The following is a 12,341-nucleotide window of genomic DNA, read 5'->3' as shown; positions in this document are numbered from 1 at the left end:
CGTTTGACAGGTCACGCGGTGGTCTTCGTCACGCAGCCACCGCTCACGCACATGGGCGACAGTTCGCCGTCCTCGTGCGTGTGGTCGTGGTCGTGCTTGTGGTCGTGCTGGTGTTCCGGCTGGTCGAGCCCGGTTTCCGGCGCGACCGGCGCAGTGGTGGTGTCCTGCTGGACGTTCTCGGCGTTCTCGTCCAAGAAGTCAGTTTCGGTGGGCGTAGACAAAACGATCTCCCTCCCCTGAGGATCTGTCTTGGCCGTGCAAGCGACTCGAGCGATAGCTCTGAGTCATGTTCGGCGGACCCCTCGTACCGCTCGAACAGGGCAATGGTGGCACAACGGCGTAACGATCGAGAGGGAATTTCGCACATCCGGTAGGCGACGCCCCTCTGCCGTGCGTAAACGACCCCAACTATCACCCATTCAGGTAACGCACTGTCAGGGGTTCGGAGGCGCCTCCGCGGGCACTCCGGCGAACCCCCACCCCACGTCGGCGTCCAGGTGCGCGCGCAGCACGTCGAGGCACCGCCCCTTGGCCGGGCCGACCGCGCCCCGGCGCGTGGACAGCGCCCCCGCCACCGCCCGGTAGTCCGGCCGAGCGGCCAGCGCGGTGAGTCGCAGGAGTTCCTGGCACTTCTGCGACAACCGACCGAACGCGCGCCAGAGGTGCAGGTCACCGTCGTCGAGCAGGGTGGCGTCCTCGGGCAGGCCGTGCTCGCTCACCAGCTCCGCGGGCTCGTCGTCCACCGCCGCTCGACGTCGAGCCGGTGTCCAGGTCCGCTGCGCCTCGCGGCGTGTCGCGGCGACCAGCCACCTGGCCAGCGCACGCGGGTCCTCCAGCCGTCCGAGGTGCCGAAGCAGCGCGAGCCAGACCGTCTGCACCACGCCCTCGGCCGTGTCGCGGTCCAACCCGTGCCCGCGCGCGACGTGCCACACCAGCGGTGTCAGGTCGGCGATCAATGCGGCCAGCGCGTCGCGATCGCCGGCACGCGCGGCGACCAGGCAGGCGGCGTGCCGCTCCGCACCCGCCGAGTGCCGCCAGTCGGGTTCCTGTGTACCGGGCAGTGCCACCACTCCCTTTCCGCCACCCGGATACACCACCACGACCGCGCGGCAAATCTCCCGCACTAATGCGGCGGGCACACCGAGGAGCCCCGCCCTCGGTGATCGAGGACGGGGCTCCCGGAGAGGTTGGCGACCTCAGGCCTCGTTGGGCTTGTAGCAGTCCTTGAAGCCGTCCGGCTTGGGCTGGCCGCCCGCGAACACGGTCACGACGTCCTGCTGCTTGAGGTTCTCGGGGTAGCCGGGCCAGTCGGGCTCCTGCCCGTTGACGTGCAACTCGTCCAGCCAGTAGCCGGCCTGCCCGGACACCTTCTCGAACTCCAGGTCACAGCCCTTGACCCGGACCGTCACCTCGATGACCTTCTGCGACGACTTGATCGTCCGCTTGCCGACCTTCTTGCTCTTCTTCTCGGACTCGCTGCGCGGCTCGCCGATGGCGGTGAAGCCCGCCGCCTTGAGCTCCGCGACGAACTCGTCCTCCTTGCTGGAGCACCCGACCAGGGACGCGCACAACCCCACGGCCAACAGCATGGACGCGACCTTCGTGTTCATGGCGCACAGCAAACCCGGCCGCCCGGACGCCCGCGACGAGCACGCCCAACCGTTATCGCGCTGTGACAGGTCCGGCCCGCAACCGACGCGTCTTCCGGCACGTCACAGTGACCGTGAAAATCTTGCTGCCGGCGCTCGTCACGTGCCTCGCCCTGGTCACGGCGTGCTCCACCGCCGTCGTGGGCTCGGGCACCCAGGCCGCGACCACGACGACCACCACGACCGCCACCACGAGCAGCACCACGGAGGAAGCGGACCCGACGCCCGAGCCCGTGCCGCTGCCGACGATCGACGAGGGCGCGCCGGCCCAGTACTGCGATGACGCGTTCCCCGGAGCCCTGGGCAAGCCGATGCTGGCCGTCGTCGTGGAGACCCCGTCCGGCCGGCTGACCTGCGACCAGGCCGCCGCGGTCCTGGTGGACTACTACGCCGAGCGCCGCGACCCGACCGCGGGACGGCCGCCGCTGGTGATCGGCACGATGACGTGCAACCAGGTGCCCGAACCCGCCCTGCCCCAGGTCGTCTGCGCGGACGACGACAACCTCATCTACTCGATGTGGCCGCAGACGTGACGCCCGGCGCGGGTCAGAACCGGCCGAACAGCCAGTGACCGGGCTTGTCCGGGCTCGGATCCAGGCAGAACTCCTTGGTGGCATGAACGATCTCGTCGGTCTCGACGGTGCCGCGGTGGTTCGCGTCGAGGCGGTCGAAGAGGGTGCGGGCGTCGGCGTCGGGTAGGCCGCACCGGGTCGCCAGGGTCAGGAACTCGTCGCGTTCCACCACGCCGGTGCCGTTCACGTCGACCAGTGCCAGCACGGCCGTCGCCAGCGGGCGCAGCGTCCGGTCGAACGCGGTGTGCGTGGCGCGAGCCGCCCAGGCGAGGAACTCGGCCTTGCCGACCCGGCCGTCCTGGTCGGTGTCGGACTCGGCGGCCAGGGCACGCCACAGGGCGCGGTAGCCGGAGCGGACGGCCATCGCGGTGGCTGAGCGCGGCGGGTGGCCGAACGACTGGACCAGGCGCAGCGCGAACACCTCGTAGTCGTCGCGCCGCAGGTAGCCGTCGCCGGTCGCGTCCAGGAGGTCGAAGCGCGGTGACGGCGTGACGGGCGCAGGGGAGTGGCCGGCGGTCGTGGCGGCCCACTCCGTCGCGTCGGGGTGGGCCGCGGTGAGGATCGTGCCGTGGTCGGCCTCCGGGTACGTCTCCAGGTGGACGGTGCTGCCCGCGGCGGCGAGGGCGTCGGCGAAGTCGTGGATCACGGCGGGCGGCACGATCTCGTCGTTGCCGGCCGCGGCCAGGAACACCGGGCGGTCCAGGCGGGCGATCGGGACGCGGCACTCGTCCAGCACCCGTGCCACGTGGTCGTGGCGGGTCAGGTCGGTCATGCCGGTCTCGTGGTTGGTGGTCGCCTTGGTGGCGCGGAACATCTCCACCAGCGACACCCGTTCGGCCAGGTCGACCAGGGTCGTGCCGCGCTCGGTGAGGAAGCCGTGGCCGAAGTCGGGGTACCGGGTGCGCATGCCCGCCAGCACGATCGGCACGAACGGGCAGACGAGCGCCGCCGCGTCGCTCGTGCGGGTCGCGATCACGCGCACCAGGTGGACCGGTGGCGCGAGCGCGACCGTGCCCAGGAAGTCCAGTTCCGGCGCGTAGTCGGTCGCGATCAGGGCGGTGAACAGGGCCGCGTGGCCGCCTTGGGAGAAGCCCGCGACGAGCCAGCGGTCGGCGAGCGGGTGGTCGAGCTGCCGGGCGGCGCGGACGATGTCGATCACGTCGTCGGACACCGCCTCGCCGTTGAAGTACGGGTGCGGGCCGGGGGTGGCGAGGCCTTCGTAGTCGGTGGCCGTGACCGCGTAGCCGGAGGCGAGCCACGTCGCGATGTGCGCGCGTTCCAGCCGGAGCAGGCCGGTGCGCGACGGCGCGGTGCGGTCGGACAGGCCCGTGGTGCCGTGGGCGTAGCTGACCACGGGCCAGCCGCCGGCGGGAGGCGTGCCGTCCGGGACGAACACCGACCCGGTGACGAGGCGGCCCCGGCCGTCGTGCCCGACGCCTTGGTAGAAGACGCGGTACGCGGCACCGGCGTGGTCCGGCCGGAACCGGGACGCGAGCGGGCGGGCGCGGATCAGCGTGCCGGGGCGTCTGAAGGGCTCGGTTCCGGTTGAGGTCACGACATCAGGACGTTAGCCGCTCCCGACGTCCCCGATAGGGTGAACCGCGTCGGCGAACCGGGGTAGCGCTCGGTGTTCCGCAGTGGGCGTTTCCAGACGGCCGGATCAGGCCGGGCCCGTGTCGAGGCGGTACCCGGTGCCGCGCACGGTCAGCACGAGCGCGGGTTCGTCGGGGTTGGCCTCGACCTTGCGGCGCAGCCGGCGGATGTGCACGTCGAGCAGCCGGGTGTCGCCGAAGTAGTCGTAGCCCCAGACGCGTTGCAGCAGCTGTTCGCGGGTGACGATCCGGCCGCCCGCGGCCGCCAGCTCGACCAGCAGCCGGAACTCGGTCCTGGTGAGGTGGACCTCGGCGCCGTCGCGGTGGACGGTGCCGACGTCCGGCCGGATCTCCAGCCGTCCCACCTGCAGCACCTCGTCCTGCCGCCCGCCACCGCGACGGCGCAGCAGTGCCCGGATGCGTGCCGCGAGGACGCTGGCGACCAGGGGCTTGGTGACGTAGTCGTCGGCGCCCGCCTCCAGCCCGGCGATGACGTCGGCGGCGTCGGCGCGGGCGGTGACGATGATGATCGGCAGGTCGCCGCGGGCGCGCAGGGTGCGGCAGACCGCGAGCCCGTCCACGCCGGGCAGCATGAGGTCCAGCAGCACGACGTCCGGCTCGGTGACGGCGAGCAGGTCCAGGGCCTCCTCGCCCGACACCGCGTCGGTGACCGCGAAGCCCTCGTCGCCCAGTGCCAGGCCGAGGGCCTGCCTGATGTGCTCGTCGTCCTCGACCAGCAGAACGGAGAAGTCCATGACCACCCGATCCTGCCGCACCGCACGGGCACACGCCGGGATCGCAAGGTGAACGCAAGGTCGGGGTGACCCGGCCCACCGGCCGGACCGGCGCTCGTCAGGGCCTCACTGGTTGGCCGCGTGCTCCTTGGCCAGTTCCTCTGCGACCTGGTCGCCGCCGGCCTGCTGCCACTGGGAGACGACGTCCTTCCAGGCCGACAGCGGCTTGCGGCCGAAGGTGATCGCCGCGATGCCGTCACCGATGATCTGCGAGAGCTGCGCGCCCTTGCTCGCCTCGGTCGCCGAGCGGAGGCCGGTGGCGGGGTTGCGCACGCTGCGGGGCAGGGTCGCCTTCTGCCAGTCGTGCACGGCCTGGGCCGTGTCCGGGAAGCCGGGCAGGTAGAGCACGGCGGGTGCGGTGCCGAGGTACTTGGTCGGCAGCAGGGAGTTGTTCTCCTGGTTGTACAGGTCGGTGGTCTTGATGCCGTCGCCGTCCTTGGTGAAGTGCTCGCCCTCGACGCCGTAGTTGGCCAGCTCGTACTCGGTGGTGCCGAACGGGGCGCTGAGGTAGTCGCAGATGCGCAGCAGCAGCTTGATCCGGGCGGGTTCGGCTTTCTTGAAGGTGACGTAGCCGAAGGTGCCCGGGCCTTGCCAGGGTGTGGCCTGCGGCCCGTACGGGCGGCCGAGGTCGAGGGCGAACCGACTGTTGATCTTCTTCATCGTCGCCAGGCTCACCGAGCCGAAGCCGTCGTTCATCGAGGCGACCGTGCCGTTGTGGAAGTAGCTCTGCATGTCGGTGGAGCTGGTGGTGAGGCTGTCGGGGTAGTGCGTGCCCGCCTCGACCAACTCGCGCATGACCTCCAACGCCTGCTCGAACTGCGGTGTGGTCAGGGTGGACGTGAACGCGCCGCCGCCCTCCGACCACGTGTTGGGCGCGCCGAGCGACCCGGCGTGGTAGGTGATGCCGCCCAGCCCGCCGAACAGCGTCTTGAACCAGCCCACGCCCCACTTGCGGTCGCCGGTGAGCTGCTTCATCGCGTCGAGGTACTGCTCGGTCGTCCAGTCCTTCGGGATGCCGGCGGTGTCCATGGCTGTGCGGTTGACGAACAGGCTGTTGGCGGGCGTGGGGCGTTCCAGCGGGATCCCGTGGAGCTTGCCGCCGATGCGGCCCATGCCCTTCCAGGCGTAGGTGGGGAGGTTGGCCAGGTTCGGGTACTCCTTGACCGCGTCACCGCCGACGAACTCCGACAGGTCGGCGCACCGGGCCTGGACGAACTCGGCCGCGTGCGGCAGCGCCAGGTTCGAGAACATGATCATGTCCGGCAGGTCGTCGCCGGAGGCCATCAGGGTGGCCATCTTCTGCCCGTACTCGGGATCGGGCACGACGATGACCTTCAGGTTGACGCCGAGGGCCTGGTTGACCGCCTGCCAGTACCGGTTCTCGGCGACCGGCTTGGGCGGTGCGCCGTAGGACACGACCATCACCGTGACGTCCGAGCCGTCGCCGACCGGGTTGTGCACCGACCGCACGACCTTCTCGGGGTACTTCAGGAACAGCGGCTGCACACCGGAGTCGTCACCGGGGGCGTCCGGGGTCGGACCGGTGAACGGCACGTAGGTCGGCCACGGGGCCAGGTCCTTGCCCGCGTTGGAGACGCCGCCACCCGAAGAGCCCGCGCCGCACGCCGTGAACAGGGACGGTGCGGCCAGGCCGAGGGCGCCGACGCCCGCGAGCCGCAGCAGGGAACGGCGGTCGATGCGGTGGTCCATGTCGAGGTTCCTCTCCCGGCGTGACGCCGAAAGGAGTGGTTGCGGTGGCGGGGGTTCAGGCCTTCAGGGCTCCGGTGACGACACCCTTGACGAAGTAGCGTTGCAGGAACGGGTAGACGCACACGATGGGCAGCGTCGCCAGCATGACGACGGCCATCTGCACGGATTGCGGTGAGGTGGTGGCGAGTTCGCCGGAGGTCTCGGCGAGTGAGGCGCCGCCGGTGACGTACTGGCGCAGGACGGTGCCGATCGGCCACTTGGTCTGGTCGTTGAAGTAGATGATGGCTTCGAAGAAGCGGTTCCAGTAGGCGACGGCGTAGAACAGGCCGACCACGGCGATGACGGCCTTGGACAGCGGCAGCACGATCTGGCGCAGGATGCCCAGTTCGGTGGCGCCGTCGATGCGGGCGGCGTCGATCAGTTCCGGCGGGATGGATTGGAAGAAGCCGCGCATCACGACCAGGTTGAACACGTTGACCAGGAACGGCAGGATCAGCGCGGCGTAGGAGTCGAACAGTCCGGAGCCCTGCACGACCAGGAACAGCGGGACCATGCCGGGTGGGAACAGGAACGTGAACAGCACCAGCAGCAGCATGGGCTTGCCGCCGTAGACCTTGGGTCTGCTCAGTGTGTAGGCCAGGCCGATGGTGCACACCAGGCTCAGCGCGGTGCCGACGATCGTGACGCCGGCGCTGACCAGCAGGGCGCGGCTGATGATGCCGCCCTGCAGGATCTCTGTGTAGGCGGCGAAGGAGAACTCGCCGGGCCAGATCACCCAGCCGCCGTTGGCGATGACGTTCTGCGGGCTGGCCAGGCTGGTCGCCAGGACCGTCCACAGCGGGAAGACCACCAGTGCGACCACCACGGTCAACGCCACGGCTTTCGCCGCGCGGACGGCGGGGGTGGGGCGGCCCATCCAGGCCGGTGCTGCACCAGTCCTGCTCATGCCTTGTACACCCCTTGCTCGCCCAGCCGGTGCGCCACCTTGTTGGCGGCGTAGATGAGCACCACGCCGATCACGCCCTTGAACAGCCCGACCGCCGCGGCGTAGCCGAAGTCGCCGTTGGCGAAGCCGGTGTAGTAGACGAACGTCTCCAGTACCTCGCCGGTCTCCGGGCCGACCGAGGGGCGTTGCAGGAAGAACTGCTCGAACCCGATGGACAGGAACTCGCCCAGGCGCAGCACCAGCAGCAGCACGATCACGGGCCGGATCGCGGGCAGCGTCACGTGCCACAGCCGCCGCCAGTAGCCCGCGCCGTCCAGTGCCGCGGCCTCGTACTGCTGCTCGTCCACTTGCGACAGCGCGGCCAGGAAGATGATGGTGGCCCAGCCGCACTCCTTCCAGATGAGTTGCGCGATCACCAGCGGCCCGTAGGCGTCGGGGTTGCCGATGACCGAGATGCCGCCGAGGCCGAGCGTGGACAGCCAGCCGTTGACCACGCCCGCGCCGCCCAGCACCTGCTGGAACAGCGCCACCACGATCACCCACGACAGGAAGTGCGGCAGGTAGACCACGCTCTGCACGAACCGCCGCACGGTGTCGCCCACGATGCTGTTGAGCAGCAGCGCCAGCGCCAGCGGTGCCGGGAAGAAGAACACGAGCTGCAAGGCGGCGATGAGCAGCGTGTTCTTCACCGCGTTCCAGAACAGCGGGTCGGTGACCATGCGCTCGAAGTGCGCCAGGCCCACCCACTGGCTGCCGGAGACGCCCAGGAACGGCACGTAGTCCTGGAACGCCAGCACGTTGCCGAACAGCGCGCCGTAGTGGAAGAACAGGAAGTACGCCAGCGCCGGTGCCGCGACGAGCAACAGCACCCGGTCCGCCCGGATGCGACGCAGGTGCCCCCGGCGCTCGGGCCGTCGACCCGGAGGTGGGGGACCGGTCGTACCGGTGCCGCCGCGGACCCGCGTCATGCTCACGTCGAACGCCTCTCTCGCGGTGCCGAGCCGAAACAAGATGGTCACGAAGATAAAACGGTTACACTCTTTCGTCAACTGCTTGCGCGTGCGATGACGGCGGTGTATTCGCTTGTGACAGCGTCGGTCCTGGTTGCTTCCGATGGCGTTGTGGGCTGGCGGTGATGTGCGTAGAGTGAGTGGTGGATGCAAACGTTTACATCGATTGCCCGTTGTCCGGCCCACTGATAGGAGCCCACTCCGTGTCACGGCGACCTGCCGCGGTCTTCGCCCTCGCGCCCTGGGCGTTCGCCGACGTCTTCCCGCCCGACCTCGTCGCCCGGCTGCGGCAACTGGTCGACCTCGACCCGGCGACGCCGTTCACCTCGTTCGACGGTCCCGCCGCCGCGGCCCTGGCACGAGCGGACGTCCTGATCACGGGGTGGGGCTCTCCGCGCGTCGACGCCGACGTGCTGGCCGCCGCGCCGGGGCTGGGCGCGATCGTGCACGCCGCCGGCACCGTGAAGGCCACCGTCCACCCGGTCGTGTTCGAGCGGGGCGTCATCGTGTCGTCCGCCGCCGAGGTCAACGCCGTCCCGGTCGCCGACTACACCTTGGCGATGCTGGTCCTGGGCACGAAGCGGGCGTTCGGCCGGGCCAGGCGGTACGCGACCGCCGCCGAGGGCGACCCCCGGGACTGGCTGACCGGCGACGGCACCGGCCTGCACGACTGCGCAGTCGGCGTCGTCGGCGCCTCCCGGATCGGCCGCCTGGTGCTGCGCCGGCTCCAGTCGTTCGACGTCGAAGTCCTCCTCCACGACCCGCACGTGACCCGGGCCGAGGCCGCGCACCTGGGCGCGGAGTCCGTGGGCATGGACGAGTTGTGCCGCCGCAGCGACGTCGTCACGGTGCACGCACCGGCCCTGCCCGAGACCCGTCACCTGCTCGACGCGCGCCGGCTCGACCTCCTGCCCGATGGCGCGCTCGTGATCAACACCGCCCGCGGTTCGCTGATCGACACCGAGGCGCTGACCAGGGCGTGCGCCACTGGCCGGATCTCGGCCATCCTCGACGTCACCGAACCCGAACCGCTGCCGCCGGGGCACCCGCTGTTCGCCCTGCCCAACGTGCTCATCACACCCCACCTGGCCGGGGCGCAGGGCCGCGAGCTGCGGCGCATCGGCGAGTTCGCGGTCGCCGAGGTGGGCCGGTTCGTCCAGGGCAGACCGCTGCTCGGGCGGGTGGCACCCGAACGCCTCCCGTACATCGCCTGACCTCGTTGGGGGAGAGAGGAAGGCTCGCGTGAACCCCGTGGCGGAAGACCGGCGGCTCAGCCCGCACACCGGCTACACCCGCGCGCACTGGGAGGCTGTTGCGGACGCGTTGCTGGCCGCTGCGTGGCGGTGGGCCAGTCCCGGCGGTGCCCGGCTGGACCTGCCCGGCCCGGCCTCCGGCAGCGGCGTGCGCAGCGACGGCCTGGAAGGCTTCGCCCGGACCATGCTCATCGCCGCCTACCGGGCCGCGGGCGGTGACGACCAGCGCCGTTGGCTGGACCGCTACGCCGAAGGCCTCGACGCGGGCACCCGCACGCCCGGCGCCGACGACGCCGAGTCGTGGCCGGTGATCCGCGACCACCACGTGCAGGGCCAGCCGATGGTCGAGGCCGCGTCGGTCGCGCTCGCGCTGCGGGTGAGCCGGCCGTGGCTGTGGGACCGGCTGGACGGCGCCGTGCGGGACCGCGTCGAAGCCTGGCTGCGCGACGCCCTGCACGCCCTGCCCGCGCCGAACAACTGGTACCTGTTCCCGTACACCGTGGCCGGGTTCCTGGAGTCGATCGGGCGCGGTGACGCCGACACCGCCCGCGTCCGCGCACGTGCGCTGGACCTGCTGGAGGCCTGGTATCGGGGCCAGGGCTGGTACTCCGATGGCGACGGCCGGGCGTTCGACCACTACAACGGCTGGGCGCTGCACCTCTACCCGGTCCTCGACGCCCACCTCGCCGGCACCCCGGGCCCGCACGGCGACCGGCTGCGCGAGCACCTCACCGGGTTCTCCCTGCTGTTCGGCGGCGACGGCGCACCGATCCACCACGGCCGGTCACTGACCTACCGGTTCGCCACCGGCGCCGCCGTCGCACTGGGCGCCGTCACCGGGCACACACCGCTGGCACCGGGCGCGTCACGGCGACTGCTCAGCGGCTGCCTGCGTCATTTCCTCGACCGGGGCGCGGTGGACTCGCGCGGCCTGCTCACCCTCGGCTGGCACGGCCCGCACACACCCGTCGTCCAGCGCTACTCCGGTCCCGCCTCGCCGTACTGGGCCGCGAAGGCGTTCCTGTGCCTGCTCGCCCCACCCGACGACCCACTGTGGACCGACGTCGAGCAGGACGCGCCGGTCGAGGAACGCGACCACGTGCTCGGCCTGCCCGCACCGGGCTTCCTGATCCAGACCACGTCCGCGGACGGCATCGCCCGGCTGCACAACCACGGCAGCGACCACCTGCGCCCGCACCACGCGGAAACCGCCGAGGGCGACGACCCCCACTACAGCCGGTTCGCCTACTCCACCCGCACCGGCCCCACCACCGCGGACAACCCGGCGGACAACCACTTCGCCGTCGTGCACCGCGGCCTGCGCAGCACGCGTCGCCGCATCCACCCGCTCGGCGCGGGCCACGGACCCGGCTGGGGCTGGGCCGCGTCGTGGCACCACCCGATCTTCCCCGGCGGCTCGCCGCTGTTGCCCGCGCTGCGTGTGGAGAGCGTCGTCGTCGCCCGCGGACGTCACGAACTCCGGGTGCACCGCGTGGTAGGTGCCCCGCCCGGCGCCGGGGTCGAACTGACCGGCTGGGCCGCGGGCCCCGACGTGTGCTCGGCGCTGCACCCCTTGCACGGCTGGGACTCCGCTTCCGACGTCACCGCTCCGGCCGGCACCGCGTTCACACCGTCCGCACGCGTGCCGAGGTTGCACGGCACCACCACCGGCACTTCCACCTACATCGCGCTGGCTGCACTTACCGTCTCCCCACCGGACCTGACCGACGTGGTGTCCGCGGTAACCGTCCGCCCGGACGCCGTGGAGGTGCGCTGGTCGGACGACTCGGTGACCGTGGTGTCCTTCGTGCCGCTGGAGGTGGTGCACCGATGACCGGTTGGCGATTCGCGGTGAGCACCCTGGGCGCCCCGGGCGTGCCGCTGCGTGACACCGCGCGCCTGGCCGCCGACCACGGCTGCCACGGCCTGGAGATCCGCGTGCACCCCGACGAGGAGGTGCACATCGGAATGTCTCCCGCGCAGGCGGACCGGTGCCGCGAACAGGTCGCCGACGCCGGCCTGGAGATCGCCTGCCTCGCGGGCTACCCGAAGGTCTGCGCACCAGGCCCGGTGATCCCCGAACTACGCGCCCTGATCGAGCTGGCGGTCCGGCTCGGCGCCCCCGCCATCCGCGTCTTCCCGGGCGGTCAGGGCACAGGCGACGACGGACGGGCCATGGACCACATCGCCGCCGTGCTCCCCGACCTGCGCGCGGCGAACATTCGGTTACTGGTCGAAACCCACGACTCCCACGCCACCGGCGAAGCCGCACTGCGCCTGGTCGAACCGTTCCACGACCCGAAGCACGTCGCCGTCCTGTGGGACGCCGTACACCCCTGGCGCGCCGGCGAACCACCGCCCCGCACCCGTGCCGTCCTGGCCGAGTACCTGGGCTACTTCCAGGTCAAGGACGTCGCCACCGACAACCCGACCCCGCTGCCGCCAGGCTCCGGCCACGTCCCACTGACCGACTGCGCCCACGCACTGGCCGACTGGTCGGGCTGGGTGTCCCTGGAGTGGGAACGCGCCTGGTACCCCGACATCGCCCCTCTCCAAACCCCCCTCTCCGCCGCCACCACCTGGTACCACCGCTGGCAACCAAACCACCGATGACCAACCCCCTCACCCCATCACCGCAGCTCAGCCCCCATCCCCCTCTCCACGATCGAGTGAATCTCCACCCTCTTCCAAAAACAACACCGTTATCGTTGCCCTGAAACGTCGGTTGAAACAACGAGGCCGCCAACCAACCGCCCCCGCCAACCCCAACCCCAACCCCCCCCCCGCACCCACCAGCCCACCGCCCACCGGGATC

At 71.1% G+C, this 12,341-nt stretch carries 12 protein-coding genes; 4 read left to right on the top strand and 8 right to left on the bottom strand.

Going from position 1 to position 12,341, the window contains the following annotated elements; genetic code table 11:
* Nucleotides 1-11 precede the first annotated feature (11 nt).
* The 3 genes from B0I31_RS28990 to B0I31_RS28980 form a co-directional block, all read right to left on the bottom strand.
* Nucleotides 12-194 carry a hypothetical protein gene (locus B0I31_RS28990; RefSeq protein ID WP_106618572.1) on the bottom strand — a complete coding sequence of 61 codons (183 nt, stop codon included), beginning with the start codon at nucleotides 192-194 and terminating at the stop codon, nucleotides 12-14.
* Between the two features lie 240 nt (nucleotides 195-434).
* Complete coding sequence (locus B0I31_RS28985) at nucleotides 435-1,067, bottom strand: RNA polymerase sigma factor (RefSeq protein WP_245950523.1); 633 nt, start codon at nucleotides 1,065-1,067, stop codon at nucleotides 435-437.
* A gap of 129 nt (nucleotides 1,068-1,196) precedes the next feature.
* The gene (locus B0I31_RS28980; protein WP_106618570.1) at nucleotides 1,197-1,610 is read right to left on the bottom strand and encodes a hypothetical protein; all 414 of its coding nucleotides are present in this window, start codon (nucleotides 1,608-1,610) and stop codon (nucleotides 1,197-1,199) included.
* A 113-nt stretch (nucleotides 1,611-1,723) separates the two neighbouring features.
* Here B0I31_RS28980 and B0I31_RS28975 point away from each other — a divergent pair, with 113 nt between their 5' ends.
* Nucleotides 1,724-2,182: a hypothetical protein gene (locus B0I31_RS28975; RefSeq protein ID WP_146173980.1), complete on the top strand. Its 459-nt coding sequence runs from the start codon at nucleotides 1,724-1,726 to the stop codon at nucleotides 2,180-2,182.
* Between the two features lie 13 nt (nucleotides 2,183-2,195).
* On the opposite strand, the gene B0I31_RS28970 is transcribed toward B0I31_RS28975, so the two are convergent.
* The 5 genes from B0I31_RS28970 to B0I31_RS28950 form a co-directional block, all read right to left on the bottom strand.
* Nucleotides 2,196-3,776 carry a lipase family protein gene (locus B0I31_RS28970; RefSeq protein ID WP_106618568.1) on the bottom strand — a complete coding sequence of 527 codons (1,581 nt, stop codon included), beginning with the start codon at nucleotides 3,774-3,776 and terminating at the stop codon, nucleotides 2,196-2,198.
* Nucleotides 3,777-3,881: 105 nt separating this feature from the next.
* Entirely contained in the window at nucleotides 3,882-4,568 is a 687-nt protein-coding gene (locus B0I31_RS28965; RefSeq protein ID WP_106618705.1) for a response regulator transcription factor, read from the bottom strand.
* A gap of 105 nt (nucleotides 4,569-4,673) precedes the next feature.
* Nucleotides 4,674-6,317 carry an extracellular solute-binding protein gene (locus B0I31_RS28960; RefSeq protein WP_106618567.1) on the bottom strand — a complete coding sequence of 548 codons (1,644 nt, stop codon included), beginning with the start codon at nucleotides 6,315-6,317 and terminating at the stop codon, nucleotides 4,674-4,676.
* A 55-nt stretch (nucleotides 6,318-6,372) separates the two neighbouring features.
* Complete coding sequence (locus B0I31_RS28955; RefSeq protein WP_219910845.1) at nucleotides 6,373-7,263, bottom strand: carbohydrate ABC transporter permease; 891 nt, start codon at nucleotides 7,261-7,263, stop codon at nucleotides 6,373-6,375.
* Complete coding sequence (locus B0I31_RS28950; protein WP_245950522.1) at nucleotides 7,260-8,282, bottom strand: ABC transporter permease; 1,023 nt, start codon at nucleotides 8,280-8,282, stop codon at nucleotides 7,260-7,262. Before B0I31_RS28950 ends, B0I31_RS28955 begins: the two co-directional genes overlap by 4 nt.
* A 194-nt stretch (nucleotides 8,283-8,476) precedes the next feature.
* On the opposite strand from B0I31_RS28950, the gene B0I31_RS28945 reads away from it, so the two are divergent.
* The 3 genes from B0I31_RS28945 to B0I31_RS28935 are packed head-to-tail and all read left to right on the top strand — an operon-like array spanning nucleotide 8,477 to nucleotide 12,139.
* On the top strand, nucleotides 8,477-9,487 hold the full coding sequence (locus B0I31_RS28945; RefSeq protein WP_106618565.1) for a hydroxyacid dehydrogenase: 1,011 nt from the start codon (nucleotides 8,477-8,479) through the stop codon (nucleotides 9,485-9,487).
* 28 nt (nucleotides 9,488-9,515) lie between these two features.
* The gene (locus B0I31_RS28940; protein WP_106618564.1) at nucleotides 9,516-11,360 is read left to right on the top strand and encodes a DUF2264 domain-containing protein; all 1,845 of its coding nucleotides are present in this window, start codon (nucleotides 9,516-9,518) and stop codon (nucleotides 11,358-11,360) included.
* On the top strand, nucleotides 11,357-12,139 hold the full coding sequence (locus B0I31_RS28935; RefSeq protein WP_106618563.1) for a sugar phosphate isomerase/epimerase family protein: 783 nt from the start codon (nucleotides 11,357-11,359) through the stop codon (nucleotides 12,137-12,139). The genes B0I31_RS28940 and B0I31_RS28935 overlap by 4 nt, the downstream gene beginning before the upstream one ends.
* Nucleotides 12,140-12,341: the final 202 nt, after the last annotated feature.

Origin of the sequence: Saccharothrix carnea (assembly GCF_003014735.1) — a bacterium.
Lineage (GTDB): Bacteria > Actinomycetota > Actinomycetes > Mycobacteriales > Pseudonocardiaceae > Actinosynnema > Actinosynnema carneum.
Note: the sequence above shows the minus strand (reverse complement) of the source record. Positions and strands in the feature narration are given on the sequence as shown.

What these genes read in the sequence shown, in the direction of transcription:
- B0I31_RS28960 (WP_106618567.1), bottom strand. Translation starts at nt 6,317, where the DNA reads ATGGACCACCGCATCGACCGCCGTTCCCTGCTGCGGCTCGCGGGCGTC.
- B0I31_RS28935 (WP_106618563.1), top strand. Translation starts at nt 11,357, where the DNA reads ATGACCGGTTGGCGATTCGCGGTGAGCACCCTGGGCGCCCCGGGCGTG.
- B0I31_RS28955 (WP_219910845.1), bottom strand. Translation starts at nt 7,263, where the DNA reads ATGAGCAGGACTGGTGCAGCACCGGCCTGGATGGGCCGCCCCACCCCC.
- B0I31_RS28965 (WP_106618705.1), bottom strand. Translation starts at nt 4,568, where the DNA reads ATGGACTTCTCCGTTCTGCTGGTCGAGGACGACGAGCACATCAGGCAG.
- B0I31_RS28980 (WP_106618570.1), bottom strand. Translation starts at nt 1,610, where the DNA reads ATGAACACGAAGGTCGCGTCCATGCTGTTGGCCGTGGGGTTGTGCGCG.